Annotated in this window: 15 protein-coding genes and 1 pseudogene; 7 read left to right on the top strand and 9 right to left on the bottom strand. The window is 74.2% G+C overall.

The window, feature by feature from the left end; all coding sequences use genetic code 11:
• From ACWF9Z_RS09850 to ACWF9Z_RS09875, 6 genes are all read right to left on the bottom strand, one after another.
• Window positions 1–346 (bottom strand): metallophosphoesterase family protein (locus ACWF9Z_RS09850; protein WP_453599570.1); only part of this gene is annotated, 346 nt, incomplete at its 3' end.
• Between the two features lie 35 nt (window positions 347–381).
• Complete coding sequence (locus tag ACWF9Z_RS09855) at window positions 382–780, bottom strand: DUF4440 domain-containing protein (RefSeq protein WP_453599572.1); 399 nt, start codon at window positions 778–780, stop codon at window positions 382–384.
• A gap of 152 nt (window positions 781–932) precedes the next feature.
• Window positions 933–2363 (bottom strand): dihydrolipoyl dehydrogenase family protein, encoded by a 1431-nt coding sequence (locus ACWF9Z_RS09860; RefSeq protein ID WP_453599575.1) that lies wholly within the window; start codon window positions 2361–2363, stop codon window positions 933–935.
• 37 nt (window positions 2364–2400) lie between these two features.
• Window positions 2401–2823 carry a thioredoxin family protein gene (locus tag ACWF9Z_RS09865; protein ID WP_453599577.1) on the bottom strand — a complete coding sequence of 141 codons (423 nt, stop codon included), beginning with the start codon at window positions 2821–2823 and terminating at the stop codon, window positions 2401–2403.
• A 157-nt stretch (window positions 2824–2980) separates the two neighbouring features.
• Entirely contained in the window at window positions 2981–4180 is a 1200-nt protein-coding gene (locus ACWF9Z_RS09870; protein ID WP_453599580.1) for a thiolase family protein, read from the bottom strand.
• Between the two features lie 339 nt (window positions 4181–4519).
• On the bottom strand, window positions 4520–5632 hold the full coding sequence (locus ACWF9Z_RS09875; protein ID WP_453599582.1) for a LacI family DNA-binding transcriptional regulator: 1113 nt from the start codon (window positions 5630–5632) through the stop codon (window positions 4520–4522).
• A 300-nt stretch (window positions 5633–5932) separates the two neighbouring features.
• Here ACWF9Z_RS09875 and ACWF9Z_RS09880 point away from each other — a divergent pair, with 300 nt between their 5' ends.
• The 3 genes from ACWF9Z_RS09880 to ACWF9Z_RS09890 all read left to right on the top strand — a co-directional run bounded on the left by ACWF9Z_RS09880 (window position 5933) and on the right by ACWF9Z_RS09890 (window position 8508).
• Window positions 5933–7186, top strand: a complete 1254-nt coding sequence (locus ACWF9Z_RS09880; protein ID WP_453599585.1) for an MFS transporter — start codon at window positions 5933–5935, stop codon at window positions 7184–7186.
• 73 nt (window positions 7187–7259) lie between these two features.
• Window positions 7260–7955 carry an alpha/beta fold hydrolase gene (locus ACWF9Z_RS09885; RefSeq protein ID WP_453599849.1) on the top strand — a complete coding sequence of 232 codons (696 nt, stop codon included), beginning with the start codon at window positions 7260–7262 and terminating at the stop codon, window positions 7953–7955.
• A gap of 82 nt (window positions 7956–8037) precedes the next feature.
• On the top strand, window positions 8038–8508 hold the full coding sequence (locus tag ACWF9Z_RS09890) for a type II toxin-antitoxin system PemK/MazF family toxin (protein WP_453599587.1): 471 nt from the start codon (window positions 8038–8040) through the stop codon (window positions 8506–8508).
• 74 nt (window positions 8509–8582) lie between these two features.
• Here the strand turns inward: ACWF9Z_RS09890 and ACWF9Z_RS09895 are convergent, their stop codons facing one another.
• Window positions 8583–9413 carry a TIGR02452 family protein gene (locus ACWF9Z_RS09895; RefSeq protein WP_453599590.1) on the bottom strand — a complete coding sequence of 277 codons (831 nt, stop codon included), beginning with the start codon at window positions 9411–9413 and terminating at the stop codon, window positions 8583–8585.
• A gap of 108 nt (window positions 9414–9521) precedes the next feature.
• Between ACWF9Z_RS09895 and egtA the strand changes: the two genes are divergently transcribed.
• The 4 genes from egtA to egtD are packed head-to-tail and all read left to right on the top strand — an operon-like array spanning window position 9522 to window position 13991.
• Window positions 9522–10808, top strand: coding sequence for an ergothioneine biosynthesis glutamate--cysteine ligase EgtA (gene egtA / locus ACWF9Z_RS09900; RefSeq protein WP_453599592.1), 1287 nt, complete (start codon window positions 9522–9524; stop codon window positions 10806–10808).
• Entirely contained in the window at window positions 10805–12163 is a 1359-nt protein-coding gene (gene egtB / locus ACWF9Z_RS09905; RefSeq protein ID WP_453599595.1) for an ergothioneine biosynthesis protein EgtB, read from the top strand. Before egtA ends, egtB begins: the two co-directional genes overlap by 4 nt.
• Entirely contained in the window at window positions 12163–12951 is a 789-nt protein-coding gene (gene egtC, locus ACWF9Z_RS09910; RefSeq protein ID WP_453599598.1) for an ergothioneine biosynthesis protein EgtC, read from the top strand. The genes egtB and egtC overlap by 1 nt, the downstream gene beginning before the upstream one ends.
• Window positions 12948–13991, top strand: coding sequence for an L-histidine N(alpha)-methyltransferase (egtD, locus tag ACWF9Z_RS09915; RefSeq protein ID WP_453599601.1), 1044 nt, complete (start codon window positions 12948–12950; stop codon window positions 13989–13991). The genes egtC and egtD overlap by 4 nt, the downstream gene beginning before the upstream one ends.
• Window positions 13992–14248: 257 nt before the next feature.
• Here egtD and ACWF9Z_RS09920 read toward each other — a convergent pair.
• Window positions 14249–14782: pseudogene (locus tag ACWF9Z_RS09920) on the bottom strand (lysophospholipid acyltransferase family protein); the annotation flags it as partial.
• The gene (locus ACWF9Z_RS09925) at window positions 14779–15561 is read right to left on the bottom strand and encodes a GNAT family N-acetyltransferase (protein WP_453599603.1); all 783 of its coding nucleotides are present in this window, start codon (window positions 15559–15561) and stop codon (window positions 14779–14781) included. The gene ACWF9Z_RS09925 and the pseudogene ACWF9Z_RS09920, both read right to left, overlap by 4 nt.
• Between the last annotated feature and the right edge of the window lie 193 nt (window positions 15562–15754).

The following is a 15754-nucleotide window of genomic DNA, read 5'->3' on the forward strand; positions in this document are numbered from 1 at the left end:
CTAGCCTTGAGTCTTCTCCCCCCGCAGACCCTCTCCGCCAGCTGTCTCTTTCGGTGTTCGGGGCGGGGCCCCCGGGGCCGGGCCCCCCCCCCCCCCCCGCGCCCCCGCCCCGCCCCCCCTCGTCGTGGTTCCCGGGACAGACGATCAGGGGGTGGCGCGAGACCAGGGCCTTGCGCGCCTCCTCGTACTGCGCCCCGGTCCCGTGATCGGTGATGTCGCCGCTGACCAGCACCGCGTCGAGCGCGTACGGGAGCCCCTCCAGGTACTCCATGACGGCGCGGGTCCGCCCGGCGGCGCGGTCGCCGCCGTCGAGGTGGACGTCGCTCAGGTGGGCGATCACGATCACGGTCGGTGGCTCCTTCTGTCCGCCGGTTTCCCGGGTCAGGGCTGGTCGTACCAGGAGAGCGCCGCGATCCGCCAGCCGTCCGGGGTGCGGACGAACTGGATGGCCTTGGTGCCGCCCCCCTCGAACGGTTCTCCGTCGAGGATCCCGGACTTGCCGTACTCGCCGAACCGGGACGCGATGTCGCCCACGATCTCGGTCCGCCCGGAGGTCTCCCACTCGGAGAACTCCACCAGGCGTCCGTCGGCCAGCAGCCGCTCACGCGGCGCGATGAACTCCTCCACGGTGTAAACGGCGAACTCCGGGCCGGACTTGACGATCACACCGCCCGGCAGCATCAACCGCCGGATCCGGCCCACGTCGGCGGTCCGCCCGCCCCGGTTGTCGAAGGCGCCGAAGAACTCGGCGGTCAGCGCGTCTATTTCGGTCCTGGACATGCCGCGACCGTAACACCGGGGCGCGCCCTCCTCCTCGCTGCCCGCTCAGGGAACGCGGAGCGGACGACGGGTCCGGGCGCGGTGACCGGCCCCGCACGCCCGCCCGCACGCCCGCACGCCCGCACGCCCGCACGCCCGCACGCCCGCCGGGACTATCCCCTGTACGTCTCCAGCAGCCGGAGCCAGATCTCGCTGATCGTCGGGAAGGCCGGGACCGCGTGCCACAGCCGGTCGATCGGGACCTGCGCCGCGACCGCGATCGTCGCCGCGTGCAGGAGCTCGGCCGCGCCGGGGCCGACGAAGGTCACGCCGAGGAGGATCTCGCGGTCCAGGTCCACCACCATGCGGGCGCGGCCCCGGTAGCCGTCGGCGTACAGGCCGGCGCCGGAGACCTTGCCCAGGTCGTAGTCCACGGCCCGGACGCGGTGGCCGGCCCGCTCCGCCTCCGCGAGGGTCAGGCCCACCGACGCGGCCTCGGGGTCGGTGAAGACGGCCTGCGGGAGCGCCAGCGTGTCGGCGGTCGCCGTGTGCGCGCCCCAGCGGCCGGTGTCCAGCGCCTCGTCGCCCGCCGCACGGGCGGCGATGACGGCCCCCGCGATCCGGGCCTGGTACTTGCCCTGGTGGGTGAGGAGCGCCCGGTGGTTCACGTCGCCGACGGCGTACAGCCAGTCGATCCCGGGGACCCGGCAGCTGTCGTCCACCGCGATCCACCCGCCGGCCGCCAGGCCGACGGTGTCCAGCCCGATGTCCTCGGTGCGCGGCGCCCGGCCGGTCGCCATCAGCAGCTCGTCGGCCTCCAGCGTCTCGCCGCCTTCGAGCACCACCGTGACGGGCCCGGTCGCGCCGTCCCGTACGACGGACTCGACGGCCACCCCGGTACGGACCACCGCGCCGGCCTCGCGCAAGGCCTCCGCCACCAGCTCCCCGGCGAAGGGCTCCATGCGCGGCAGCAGCCCGGAGCCGCGGACCAGCACGGTCACCTCGGATCCGAGCGCCTGCCACGCGGTGGCCATCTCGGAGGCCACGACCGACCCGCCGACGATCAGCAGGCGGCCCGGAACCTCCCGCGCGGAGGTCGCCTCGCGGCTGGTCCACGGGCGGGCATCCGCGAGACCGGGCAGGTCGGGGATCACGGCCCGGGTGCCGGTCGCGACGACGACGGCATGCCGGGCGGAGAGCACGTGGTGCTCCCCTTCGGGGCTGGTCACGGCGACCTTCCGGACTCCGTAGAGCCGGCCGTGACCCCGGTACACATCGGCGCCGATCGACTCCAGCCAGTCGATCTGGCCGTCGTCCTTCCAGTTTCCGGTCCAGTAGTCCCGGTGCGCGAACACCGCCTGCGCGTCCAGCGGGCCGCCCACGGCCGCCGCGAGACCGGGCACCCGGCGCGCGTCGGCGCGCGCCAGCACGGGCCGCAGCAGGGCCTTGCTGGGCACGCACGCCCAGTACGAGCACTCGCCGCCCACCAGCTCGCTCTCGACCAGGGCCGTACGGAGCCCTGCGGCGCGGGTCCGGTCCACGATGTTCTCGCCGACCGGCCCGCCACCGAGCACCACTACGTCGTACTCCACCGCTTCAGTCATGCGGGCCAGTCTCACAGGGAGAGGGCCCGGCACGCACTCAGGCGTCCGGCGTGCCGGACTCCCCGGCTCCGGCGCCCTCCGCCGCCCCGCCCGCGGCACCGTTCTTCTCCGCGGCGATCTTCGCGCGCACCTCGTCCATGTCCAGGGCACGGGCCTGCGCGATGAGGTCCGTCAGCGCGACCTCCGGCAGGGCGCCGGGCTGGGCGAAGATCGCCACCTGGTCCCGGACGATCATGAGCGTCGGGATCGAGCTGATCTCGAAGGCGCCGGCCAGCTCCTGCTGCGCCTCGGTGTCCACCTTGGCGAAGACCAGGTCGGGATTGGCCTCGGCGGCCTTCTCGTAGACCGGGGCGAACTGCAGGCAGGGGCGGCACCAGCCCGCCCAGAAGTCGATCAGGACGAACGGGTTCTCGCTCACCGTCTGATCGAAGTTCTCCTTGGTGAGTTCGACAGTAGCCACGGTTCTCCAGCCCTCCTGATTGCCCTATCGCTTTCTCTCACTGAACGAACGGCCCGCGCGAAGCATTCCTGTCCGGCCCGACGATCTCCACCGCCTCGCCGCGCACCGTGGACCTCGCGACCGGCAGCCACCGCCGGCGGAGCGGTCGCCGTCCCGGTCAGCGCTCCAGAACGAGGGCGATGCCCTGGCCCACACCGATGCAGAGCGCGGCCACACCGGTACCCGAGCCCGCCGCCGCGAGCTGGTGGGCCACCGAACCCGCCAGCCGGGCGCCCGAGGCGCCGAGCGGGTGGCCGAGGGCGATGGCCCCGCCGCGCGGGTTGACCAGCGCCGGGTCCAGGCCCGGCCACATGGCGAGGCAGCCCAACGCCTGCGCCGCGAACGCCTCGTTGAGTTCGAACGTGGTCAGATCCCCGAAACCGCGACCCGCCTTGGCGAGCGCCCGCTCGACGGCCTCCACCGGTCCCAGGCCGAAGAGCTGGGGCTCGATCCCGGTCACCGCGGACGTACTGATCCGGGCCAGCGGCTCCCGTCCGGTGGCGGCGAGACCCTCCTCGTCGGTCAACAGCAGCGCGGCGGCCCCGTCGTTGAGCGGTGACGCGTTGGCCGCGGTCACCGTCCCCGTGCCGTCGCTCCGGAAGGCCGGCTTCAGCCGCGCCAGCGCCTCGGCCGTGGAGCCTTCCCGGATGCACTCGTCGCGCGCGAGCTCCACGCCCGCGTACGGGACGACCTCGGCGTCGTACTGCCCCGCCGCCCAGGCGGCCGCCGCCTTGCGGTGGCTCTCCAGCGCGAAGGCGTCCTGCGCCTCGCGGGTGATCCCGTGCTTGTCGGCGACGAGCTCGGCGCCCTCGCCGAGGGAACCGGTCCACTCGGCCGGCATCCGCGGGTTGGTCATCCGCCAGCCGAGGGTGGTGGACCACATCTGCTGGTGCCCGGCGGGGAAGGCCCGCTCCGGCTTCTGCACCACCCACGGGGCGCGGGACATCGACTCGACGCCGCCCGCGATGGCGACGGAGGCGTCACCCAGCGCGATGGCGCGGGCCGCCTGGACGACGGCTTCGAGACCGGAGCCGCAGAGCCGGTTGACGGTCACCCCGGGCACGGTCACGGGCAGCCCGGCGAGCAGCACCGCCATGCGCGCCACGTCGCGGTTGTCCTCGCCCGCGCCGTTGGCGTCGCCGAAGACGACGTCGTCGATGCGGGCCGGATCGAGTGCGGGCGTACGGTCCACGAGGGCGCGCACCACGTGGGCGGCGAGGTCGTCGGGGCGGATCCCGGCGAGGGCGCCGCCGAACTTGCCGATCGGGGTGCGGACGGCGTCGACGACGTAGACGTCGCGGACGGTACGGATGCTCATGGAGTCCCTCCTGGGCGGCCGGGTGGCGGCGCCCTCGTCCGCGCCGCGGTTCGGCACGGCGCGCGCTCCGCCCGCGCCCTGTGGGGCGCGCCCGAAGTCTCCGTCCGCCGCTCCCCACGTGTCAACGCCTCCCCGCCTGCGGCTATGCCCCGGCGCGGGGCCCGCGCCCGTCCTCGGCGGTCCGGGGCGCCGCGCGTGGCCCCTGCTCCGCGCGAGCCGCCGGTGGGGGCGAGGCGGCGGACACGGCCCGGCGCCACGGGGGCGAGCCGCGGGCGCGGGCGGGGTCTCCCGGTCTCCCGGCGGCGCCCATGGCGTCACGTGGAGTCGCGGGCGCGGGCGTCACGTGGAGTCGCGGGCCACCGCCACCGCCGCCATCAGGTCGTGCCTGCGCACGACCTCCGACGGTTCCCGGACCGCCCGGTCCACCAGCCCCGCCAGCCGCTCGCCCGTCGGCATCTCGATCCGGACCGTGCTGAGCCTCGGCCGCAGCAGCCTGCCGATCAGCAGGTCGTCGGCCCCGATGACCGCCACGTCCTGCGGCACCCGCAGCCCCGCGTCCTGGAACGCACGCATCAGCAGCATCGCGTACTCGTCGTTGTACGCGAACACCGCCTCCAGCCCGAGCCCGGCCCAACGGCCCGCCAGCGCCGCCGCCGACTCCTCCGCGTAGGCCATCGCGAGGGGCACGACCTCGGCGCCCTCCACCGACCGCGCCACGGACCGCGCGCCCTCCAGCCGGGGTGTGGAGAACAGCTCCAGGCCCTCCTCCTCCGGGACGATCACGCCGATCCGGCGCCGGCCCCGGTCCATCAGGTGCGCCGCCGCCCGCGCGCCGACCTCCGCCTGGTCCATGACCAGCGCGTGCGCCCCCGGGACGCTGTCCGGGCCCAGCGTTATCACCGCGCGCGCTCCCGCCCGCTTGAGCGTGGCGACGTTGTGCGCCGACAGCGTGATCTCGCCGAGGGAGATCACCGCCACCGGCCGCAGCTCCGCCCAGGCCCGCGCCGCCTCGTCCCCGCTCAGGCCGAGGCTGCCGTACTGCACCACCGTGTAGTCCAGGCGGCGCAGCGCCCACTGCAACTCGTTGAGGAAGGTGCTGTAGAGCGGGCCGACCGGCACGTGGGAGGTGGGCAGCAGGACGATGCGCGTGTGCCCGGCGCGCAGGCTGCGAGCGGCCGCGTGGGGTACGTAGCCCAGTTCCTCGGCGGCCTCGCGCACCTTGCGGCGGGTCGGCTCGCTGATGCGTACGGCTTCCGCGTTGTTCAGGACGTAGGAGACGGTCGCGCGCGACACCCCGGCGAGGCGGGCCACGTCGGCGCTGGTCGGTACGGCCGGAGAGGGCACGGTTGGAGCCGGTTCGGCGGCGGGCTCCCGGGCCGGTGACGGGGGCGATGACGGCGACGAGGACGAGGACGGCTTCGGTGACTTCGGCGGTTTCGGTGACTGAGACATTGCCGTCGCATCTTTCCAGACCGGTTGCGCCCGGGGTCTAGCGGATGGCCAGAAACGAGTGCTACACAGTGGTTACACGCATCACTGACACGTGTAACCCGGTCGTCGTCCCGGCTCCACAAGGGTGTCTCCCCGGCTGTTCCCCCACGTGGCGAGGTCGTGTCCCGTCGTGCCGCCGCCCTGCCGCGTTCCGTCGCACCCCCGCCGTCGTGACGGGGCGGCGCGCACTCCTTCCCGAACCGCCTCCCGCGCTCACCCCGCACCCTCCCCCATCCCCCGGAAACCGCCCAGGAGGGCACCGTGGCCCTTACCTCCTCCGGCACCGGCACCGCCGGCGCCACCCCCGACGCCTCCGCGAAGCCCGCCCCCGGACGCGGACTGCTCCCCTTGCTGCTGGTCGGCAACAGCGCGATGTACGCCCTGTACATCGGCGTCGCCGGCGTTCTGCTCGCGCTCCAGGTGGAAGCCGTCGACCCGGCCCACAAGGTCGCCAACTTCGGCCTGATCGCGGGGGTCTCGGCGATCTTCGCTACGGTCTTCAACCCGGTCGCGGGCGCCCTGTCCGACCGCAGCGGACGCCGCAACCCCTGGATCCTGGGCGGTGGACTCGCCGCGGTACCGGCGATGTTCCTGCTCGGCGCCGCGGACACGATCCTGCTGATCACCATCGCCTGGTGCCTCGGCCAGGCCGTGATGAACGTCTACCAGGCCGCCCTCACCTCCGTGGTCCCCGACCGGGTCCCGATGAGCGCCCGCGGCAAGGCCTCCGCGGCCGTCGGCCTCGGCCTGCCGTTCGGCTCCACCCTCGGCGCCCTGACCGGCGCGGCCTTCTCCGACGACTTCCGCACCGGCTACCTCGTCTTCGGCGCGCTCCTCGCCGGCGCCGCGGTCCTGTTCACCGCCTGCACCCGTGAGGAGCGGCTGCCCGCGCGGGCCCCGATGCCGGTCAAGGCACAGCTCGCGGCCTTCACGAGCGCGCTCAAGGACCACGACTTCCGCTGGGCGTTCATCGGCCGGGCCCTGCTCGTCCTCGGCTACTTCGCCGTGAGCGGCTACCAGTTGTACATCCTCCAGGACCACACCGTCCTGCCCGCCGGCATGAAGCCGGAGTCGGCCGTGGCCGTCATGATGCCGCTGACCAGCGTGGCGATGGTCGTCTCCACCGTCCTCGGAGGCTGGCTCTCGGACAAGTACGACCGCCGCAAGCTCTTCGTCGGCGCCTCCGCCCTGCTGTCCGCCGTCGCGCTCGTGATCCCGGCCCTGTCGGCCAGCTGGACGGCCATGCTGGCCTTCTCCGTGATCAACGGCCTCGCGTTCGGCTGCTACATGGCCGTGGACACCGCCCTGGTGACGATGGTGCTCCCGAAAGCCGAGGACGCGGCGCGCGACATGGGCGTGCTGAACATCGCCAACGCCGGCCCCCAGATCATCGCCCCGTTCATCGCCTCGGTGATCGTCTCCCTGAGCGGCGGATACACGGCCCTGTTCGTCCTCGCCGCCGTACTGGCGGTCGCGGGCGCCCTGGCGGTCAAGCCGATCCGCGGTGTCCGCTGACCGGCCGACGGCCCGACGGCCCGACGGCCACCTCACCACGGACGGCCACCTCCCCACGACGAAAGGCACCACCGTGCAGCTCCACACCCACACCTGGGGCGAAGGCGACCGCATCGCCCTCCTGATCCACGGGATCATGGCCGACCACCGGACGTGGCGCCGGGTCGGACCGGCCCTCGCCGACCGCGGGTACCGCGCCATCGCCGTCGACCTGCGCGGCCACGGCGCGAGCGACCGGGGCGAGTACGGCCCGGCGGTCTTCGCCGACGACCTGGTGGAGTCCCTCCCGGCCGGCGCGGAGCTCGCCATCGGCCACTCCCTCGGCGGCCTCGCCCTCTCGCTCGCCGTCGGACGCCTGAGGCCGGAGCGTGCCGTGTTCTCCGACCCCGCGTGGCATCTGGACACCCCCGGACCGGGCTTCGGCCCCGAGATGTTCGCACGGTTCAAGACCGCGCCCAAGGAGCGGATCCGGGCGATGAACCCGCGCTGGGAGGAGGCGGACGTGGACGTCGAGCTGGAGACGCTGGCGGTCTGGGACGAGGCGACCGCGCTCAGCCTGGGCCCCTTGGCGGGCGCCGACCTGCTGCCGGCCGCGCCGGTGGTTCCCTCGCTCGTGCAACTGGCCGGCCCGAGCTTCCTGATCTCGCGGGAGCGCGCGGCGGTCCTCGCCGAACGCGGCTTCGAGGTCCGCTCGGTGGCGGGCGCCGGACACACCATCCACCGGGACGACTTCGACGGGTTCATGGCGTCCCTCGAGGGCTGGGTCTGACCGCCCGCCCGCCCGGAGCCCCGGCCACCCCGCCCGCGCGTACGTCCGCCACCGCCCGGCCCCACCCAGTAACCTCACCCGGATGACGGCAATCTCCCACCACAGCGGCAACGGCAACGGTCACGTCGAGCAGCCCGGACGGGACGGGGTCACCGCGACCGCCGAGGCCGATCCGCGTGCCATCGGGCCGGTGCAGACCTCGTACGCGCCCGATCGGGACGGGGATCCGGACCCCGGCGAGATCGTCTGGACCTGGGTCCCGTTCGAGGAGAACGACGGGCGCGGCAAGGACCGTCCGGTGCTGGTCGTGGCGCGCGAAGGCAGCGGCACGCTCCTGGCCGTGCAGTTGTCCAGCAAGCGGCACGACCATGACGGGGAGTGGGTGCCCATCGGTACCGGGCCCTGGGACGGTGCGGGCCGGGAGTCCTGGGTCGACGTGGACCGGGTGCTGCGCGTGCACGAGGACGGCATGCGGCGGGAGGCCTGCGCGCTGGACCGCGGACGCTTCCAGCTGGTGGTCGACCGGCTGCGCGAGCGGTACGGCTGGCGCTAGGCCGTCTCCGGAGAGGTTCAGCGGTCACGGCACGAGCCGGCCGGGCCGGGGCGTGGCCGACTGGTGCCGAGCCGTCACATGAGCCCCGTCAGCACCCCCGCGAACGCCTCGCGCGTCTCCGGATTGCGGTCCAGCACCCCGAACACGACCCGCTCGAACACTCCGGCGAACCGTCCTGCCAGCAGGCCCCGGAAGGCCTCCGCCACCTGAGACGCGTCGTTCTGGAAGACACCGCACCCCCACGCCCCCAGCACCAGGTCCCGGTAGCCGTGCAGAGCCGCCACCTCGAGCACCAGCTCCGCCCGGCGCGCGAGCGCGGCGGGAATCCCGGGCACGCGCTCCGGCTCCTGGCGGCGGATCGTGCCCGCGTTCGGGGCCGGTGAGGTGAGGAAACCGGCCCGGAAGGGGGTCTCCATGAGCTCGCCGCGGTCATCGCGGAAAACGGGGACCCCGGGTGAGTGAATCACCCGGTCGGTGTAGAAGGTGCTGACCTCGGCGCGGTGGACCTCGTAGTACTCCGGGGCCTCCAGGAGGGTCTCGTACAAGGCCGAGGCGCGGCAGAGGGCCTCCTCCTGCGCCTTGGCCCCGCGGACGTACCCGCCCCCGGGATTGCGGGCCGAAGCGAAGTTCAGGACGGCCACCGCGGCCGTCCCGGGGTGGGCCGCCGCGAGCCTGCGGGCCGCGACGGTGCTGCTCTCGCCGGTGACCTCCACGACGGTCCGGCCGACCCCCACTCGGACCGGTTCGCCTGGAATGACCGAATCCGGTCCATATATTCTGGTTCCTGCCTTGGCCTCCGCCACGGCGGCGGCCAGCGCCACCTGCCGCCCCGACGGCGCCCGGTACCCGCCGGCCGCCACGATCTCCGCGTTCTCTCGCGCGATCTCGCGCAACCTGCTGCTCATGCTGTGATATTCGGCGCTCCACACGGGCCGAAGCAAGGGATTTGCTCCCCTAGGGACGGGTAGGCACGGGTGATGGCAAAGCCGCAGACGCGAGACGAGGGCCCCGTCATGCCCCATGATCCACCCCGCCTGACCGAAGCCAGCGCCGAGGAGCTGATCCACGGCATCTGTTTCAAGACCGGCCCGCCCCGCCTGCTCGGGGCCGAGCTCGAATGGCTGGTGTTCGACGCGGAACGCCCCGGCGGCCCCGTGTCCCACGACCGGCTGGCGGCCGCGCACGACGCGGCCCGTGCACTGCCCCTGGGCTCCGCCGTCACCGTCGAGCCCGGCGGCCAGCTGGAGCTGAGCTCGGCCCCCGCCGCCTCCCTCACCGGGTGCGTGGACGGCCTCCAGGCCGATCTGGCGGCCGTACGGGGCGCCCTGCGCACGCGGGGACTGGTGCTGCGCGGCCTGGGCCAGGATCCGCGCCTGCCGTACCGCCGGATGCTGGCCAGCGCCCGCTACCAGGCCATGGAGACCTACTTCGACCGCACCGGCCCGGCCGGCCGCGCCATGATGTGCGCCTCCGCGTCCGTGCAGGTGTGCGTGGACGCCGGCCACGAGGAGCCCGGCCCCCTCGGGTACGGCCGCCGCTGGCGCCTCGCCCATCTGCTGGGAGCCGTACTGGTCGCCGCCTTCGCCAACTCCCCCGCGCACGAGGGCCCGTACGCCGGCTGGCGCTGCGCCCGCCAGGGCGTCTGGAACGACCTCGACACCCGGCGCACCCTCGCACCGCCGCTGGACGCGGAGCCGCGCGGGGCGTGGACCCGCCAGGCGCTGGACACCGAGGTGCTCTGCGTGCGCGCGGACGGGGAGGAGGAGCCCTGGGCGGTGCCGCGCGGGCTGACCTTCCGCGACTGGGTGCGGTCCGGCGGCCCGCGTCCGCCCACCGCGGACGACCTGGACTACCACCTGACCACGATCTTCCCGCCGGTCCGGCCCCGCGGACATCTGGAGCTGCGCATGATCGACGCGCAGCCCGGTGACGACGGCTGGCTGGTTCCGGTCGCCGTCGTGCACGCGCTGTTCGACGACCCGGAGGCGGCCGAGACCGCGTACCGGGTGGCCAAGGGGCTCGCCGATTCCTACGGCGCGGGTCCCGCGCCCCGCAATCCGCTGTGGCGGACCGCCGCACGGCACGGGCTGTCCGATCCCGAGCTGAGGGCCGCCGCCCGGGCCTGCTTCCGGGCCGCGAACGAGGCGCTGCCCCGCATGGGCGCGGGCGCCCGTGTCCGGGACACGGTGGCCGAGTTCACCGAACGCTACGTATCGCGCGGCCGCTGCCCCGCCGATGACCGGCTCGCACAGGAGCCGGGCCCGCAGTCGCAGCCGACCGGCGAGGAGGCCCGTTCATGACCACCGGACCGGAACCGCTGCGCGAGCGGGCCGCCGCCGCGCTGACCGCCGCGCGGCTGCGCACGGCCGGCCTCACCGACGCCGTCACCGACGGGGAGCTGACCGCCCAGCACTCCCCCCTCATGTCCCCGCTGGTGTGGGACCTCGCCCACATCGGGAACATGGAGGAGCTCTGGCTGCTGCGCAACGTGGCCGGGCGCGAGTCCATGCACCCCGAGATAGACCCGCTCTACGACGCTTTCGAGCATCCCCGGTCGGAGCGCCCCTCGTTGCCGCTGCTGGCCCCGGACGAGGCCCGCCGCTACGCGGCCGAGGTGCGCGGGCGGGTCTTCGACCTCCTGGAGCGCACACCGCTGGAGGGCACCGCCCTCCTGGACGGAGGCTATGTCTTCGGGATGATCGCCCAGCACGAACAGCAGCACGACGAAACGATGCTGATCACCCACCAGCTGCGCCGGGGAGCGCCGGTCCTGGCGGCCCCCGAGCCGGACCCGCCCCAGGGACCACCGCCCTCCGCGGCCGAAGTCCTGGTACCCGGCGGCCCGTTCACGATGGGGACCTCCGCCGAGCCGTGGTCGCTGGACAACGAGCGCCCGGCACACGTCCGCGAGGTCGAGGCGTTCTGGATCGACACGGTGCCGGTGACCAACGCCGCGTACCAGGTGTTCATGGCGGACGGCGGCTACCGCGAGGAGCGGTGGTGGGCGGCGGAGGGCTGGGAGCAGATCCGCGGGCACGGCATCGAGGCCCCGCTCTTCTGGCACCGCGAGGGCGATACGTGGCTGCGCCGCCGCTTCGGGGTCACCGAGCCGGTGCCCGGGGACGAGCCGGTGCTGCACGTCAGCTGGTACGAGGCCGACGCGTACGCCCGCTGGGCCGGGCGCAGGCTGCCCACCGAGGCGGAATGGGAGAAGGCCGCGCGCCACGATCCGGCGACCGGCCGCTCCACGCGCTATCCGTGGGGCGACGCGGACCCCACCCCGGCCCACGCCAACCTGGGCCAGCGCCACCTGCGGCCGGCCCGCGCGGGCGCGTACCCGGCGGGGGCCTCTCCCCTGGGAGTGCGCCAGCTCATCGGCGACGTGTGGGAGTGGACCTCCTCCGACTTCCTGCCCTATCCCGGCTTCCGCGCGTTCCCGTACCGGGAGTACTCGGAGGTGTTCTTCGGCCCGGAGCACAAGGTGCTGCGGGGCGGCTCCTTCGCCGTGGACCAGGTGGCCTGCCGGGGCACCTTCCGCAACTGGGACCTGCCGGTGCGCCGGCAGATCTTCTCCGGGTTCCGGACCGCGCGGAGCGCACAGGCCCCGGGAAGAGCGTCGAGCGGCGCCGGCACCCGGGCAGCGGGCGGTGCCTGATGTGCCGTCATCTCGCCTATCTGGGGCCGGTCATCACCCTCGGACGGCTACTGAGCGATCCGGAGCACTCGCTCGTGCGCCAGTCCTGGGAACCCCGTCGCCAGCGCCACGGCACGATCAACGCCGACGGCTTCGGCATCGGCTGGTACGCGCAGGGCGATCCGGTCCCCGCCCGCTACCGGCGGGCCGGACCCGTCTGGGGCGACCTGACCTTCGCCGACCTCGCGCGCGTGGTCCGCAGCGGGGCCGTCCTGGCCGCCGTCCGCGACGCCACGCGCGCCGGGGCGGACGGAGAAGCGGCGGCCGCGCCGTTCGCCGAGGGGCGCTGGCTGTTCAGCCACAACGGGGTGATCCGGGACTGGCCCGACGCCGCCGCTCCGCTCGCGGCCGCGCTGCCGCCCCGGGAACTGCTCTCGCTGGCCGCCACGACGGACTCGGCGCTGCTCTGGGCGCTGGTCCTGCACCGGCTGCGCGAGGGGGACGGTCTCGGTGCGGCGCTCGCCGCGCCGGTCCGCGAACTGGCCGCGGCCGCGCCCGGCTCCCGGCTGAACCTCTTGCTGACCGACGGCCGGACGATCGCGGCCACGGCCTGGGGGGATTCCCTCTGGTACCTGGCCGACCCGGAAGCCCGGCGCACCGTGGTGGCGTCGGAGCCCTACGACGACGACCAGCGCTGGTGCGAAGTACCCGACCGGACCCTGCTGACCGCCACCCGCACGCGGGTCGATCTCGTCTCCTTGAAGGAGACCCCCGCCGGCGCCCCTCACCAAGGAGACGAAGGCCCGTGAACGACTTCCGAGTGACCCGCACGCTCGACGAGCACGCCGCCGAGGCGGCGCTGCGCACGGACGTGCTGCACGGGCTGACCCGGACCCCGAAGTCGCTGCCGCCCAAGTGGCTCTACGACGCGCGGGGCAGCGAACTCTTCGAGGAGATCACCCGGCTGCCCGAGTACTACCCGACGCGCGCCGAGCGGGAGATCCTGCTGGAACGGGCGCAGGAGATCGCCTCGGTGAGCGGGGCCCGCACCTTGGTGGAGCTGGGTTCCGGCTCCTCGGAGAAGACCCGGCACCTGATCGAGGCGATGCCCGCGCTGGACACGTACGTACCGGTGGACGTGAGCGAGAGCGCGCTGACCGGTGCGGCCGAGGCGCTGCTCGCGGAACATCCGGGGCTACGGGTGCACGCGCTCCTGGCCGATTTCACGCGGCCGATGCAGTTGCCCGAGACGCCCGGACCGCGGCTCGTGGTGTTCCTGGGCGGCACCATCGGCAACCTGCTGCCGCGGGAGCGCGCCGTGTTCCTCGCGGACGTGCGCGCGATGCTGTCGCCGGGGGACGCGCTGCTCATGGGGACGGACCTGGTGAAGGACGAGGCCGTGCTGGTGTCGGCGTACGACGACGCGCAAGGGGTGACGGCGGAGTTCAACAAGAACGTACTGAACGTCATCGACCGGGAGTTGGGGGCGGATTTCCACACCGCCGAGTTCGCTCACGTGGCGGTGTGGAACCGGGAGCACGAGTGGATCGAGATGCGGCTGCGGGCCCGGGAGCAGGCGGTGGTGAAGGTCAGGGCGCTGGATCTGGAGGTGCGGTTCGAGGCGGGTGAGGAGATCTTGACGGAGATCTCGGCGAAGTTCCGTCAGGAGGGAGTCCGCAAGGAACTTGCCGCGGCCGGGCTCGACTTGACCCATTGGTGGACGGACGCCGCAGGCCGCTTCGCCCTGTCCCTGTCGGTGGCCGACGGCATCGGCGCGGACGGCTGGGCGGGTACGCCGGGGAGCACCGGCCGCGCCGAGGGCTCCGGCGCACCGCACACCGCGGCCTGAGCCGCTGCCGCGAGGTCCCGCCGGTGCGCGTACCGGCCCGGCGGGATCCGCGGCAGCAGCCACACCTCGGCCCGTACGCCGCGGGCCCGCGCGATCCGCCACAGCGAGGCGGCCAGCGAGTCGTCTCCGACGAAGGCGGGGGCCCCGGCCGGCCCGCCGGCGCCCTCCCCAGCCGCTCCGCCGCCGTCGAGCAGGTAGGAGATCCGTACGGGCTGGACGGGCACCCGCGCGTCCAGCGCGGCCTGGAACGCGGCGCGCCGGAAGGGCCCTTGGGCGCGCCCGCACCAGGTGGAGCCCTCGGGGTAGACGGTGACGCGGTCACCCGCGAGCAGGGCGTGCGCGAGGGCCCCGACCGTGGCGGGCAGGGCGCGGATCCGGTCGCGCTCGATGAACAGGGTTCCGGCCTGCCGCGAGAGCGGCCCGAGCACGGGCCAGGTCCGGATGTCGCTCTTGGCCAGCATCCGGGAGGGCATGACGGCGGCGACGAGGGGGATGTCGAGCCAGGAGATGTGGTTGGCGACGATCAGGCGGCCGCCCTCCGGGCCGGGGGTTCCGTGGACGGTGATCCGCAGTCCGAAGGCGCCCAGCAGCGCGGTCGCCCAGGCCCGGACGGCCCTGTGCCGGGGCCGCTGCGGCAGCAGGCGCAGCGGCGGGGCGCCCAGGATCCCGAGCAGGATCAGGGCGAGGGCGGCGGCGAGCCGCAGGACGGCGCGCGGCACGCTCGCCGTGGGGCCCTCGTGGTCGGCGCAGACCGCGGGGGTGCAGGGAGAGGTCGGGAGCCAGGCGTTCATGCGACCGGGGCGAGCGAGAGGAAGTGCTTGAGGTAGCGGGGGTTGGTGCGGCGCAGGGAGAGCAGGACGTACAGGTCGGCGCAGCCGAACTCGGCGTCGAAGGCCGGCTCGCCGCAGACCCAGGCGCCGAGGCGGAGGTAGCCGCGCAGCAGCGGGGGCAGTTCCATGCGGCCGGGGAAGGCGATGCCCTCGGGGTTCCAGGGGCGGTGCGGGGTGACCCGGTACTCGGCGGGTGCGAGGCTGCGGGTGAGGACGTTCTCGCGGGTGGCCGCGGCGAGGACCCCGCCGTCGGAGAGCGGTATCGAGCAGCAGCCGGCCAGCCAGTTGTGCCCTGAGCGGTCCATGTAGCGGGCGAGGCCGGCCCAGATGAGGGCGATGACGGCGCCGTTGCGGTGGTCGGGGTGGACGCAGGAGCGGCCGACCTCCACCAGGTCGGGCCGGACGGGTGCGAGGGCGGAGAGGTCGAACTCGCCCTCTGAGTAGAGGCGTCCGGCGATGGCGGCGCGCTCCGGGGGCAGCAGTCGGTAGGTGCCGACGACCTGCCCGGTCTCCTCGTCGACGACGACGAGGTGGTCGCAGTACGCGTCGAAGGCGTCGGAGTCGAGGCCCGGCTCGGGGCCGTCGAGGCGGGCGCCGAGCTCGCCGGCGAAGACCTGGTGGCGCAGCCGCTGTGCGGCGCGCACCTCGTCCTCGTCGCGGGCGAGGCGGACGGCGTAGCGGGGCGCGGCCGGGGCCTCGGTGAGGGGAAGGACGGACGGGGACAGGGGGGCGATGGTCATGGCGGCTCCTGATCCGGGCACGGAGAGCCAGGCCGGCAGGTATGGCCTGTGCTTCTCTACTTCTTCCGTGCAAGGCTGGATTCGACATGACCGGGTCACGGCCCGCGGATGTGCGAACGCTGAACTCGGCGGGCCGTCGGCGTTCCGGGCGCACCCGGGGGCCGCGGCCAGCGGTCAGGGGTCAGCGGTCAGG

The organism is Streptomyces sp. NPDC054961 (assembly GCF_053609145.1).

Bases quoted from the DNA above. Each gene is read 5' to 3' on its own strand.
- egtB (WP_453599595.1), top strand. From the start codon at position 10,805: ATGACCACCGGACCGGAACCGCTGCGCGAGCGGGCCGCCGCCGCGCTG.
- ACWF9Z_RS09860 (WP_453599575.1), bottom strand. From the start codon at position 2,363: ATGACTGAAGCGGTGGAGTACGACGTAGTGGTGCTCGGTGGCGGGCCG.
- egtC (WP_453599598.1), top strand. From the start codon at position 12,163: ATGTGCCGTCATCTCGCCTATCTGGGGCCGGTCATCACCCTCGGACGG.
- ACWF9Z_RS09875 (WP_453599582.1), bottom strand. From the start codon at position 5,632: ATGTCTCAGTCACCGAAACCGCCGAAGTCACCGAAGCCGTCCTCGTCC.
- ACWF9Z_RS09925 (WP_453599603.1), bottom strand. From the start codon at position 15,561: ATGACCATCGCCCCCCTGTCCCCGTCCGTCCTTCCCCTCACCGAGGCC.
- ACWF9Z_RS09870 (WP_453599580.1), bottom strand. From the start codon at position 4,180: ATGAGCATCCGTACCGTCCGCGACGTCTACGTCGTCGACGCCGTCCGC.
- ACWF9Z_RS09890 (WP_453599587.1), top strand. From the start codon at position 8,038: ATGACGGCAATCTCCCACCACAGCGGCAACGGCAACGGTCACGTCGAG.
- ACWF9Z_RS09895 (WP_453599590.1), bottom strand. From the start codon at position 9,413: ATGAGCAGCAGGTTGCGCGAGATCGCGCGAGAGAACGCGGAGATCGTG.
- egtA (WP_453599592.1), top strand. From the start codon at position 9,522: ATGCCCCATGATCCACCCCGCCTGACCGAAGCCAGCGCCGAGGAGCTG.
- ACWF9Z_RS09855 (WP_453599572.1), bottom strand. From the start codon at position 780: ATGTCCAGGACCGAAATAGACGCGCTGACCGCCGAGTTCTTCGGCGCC.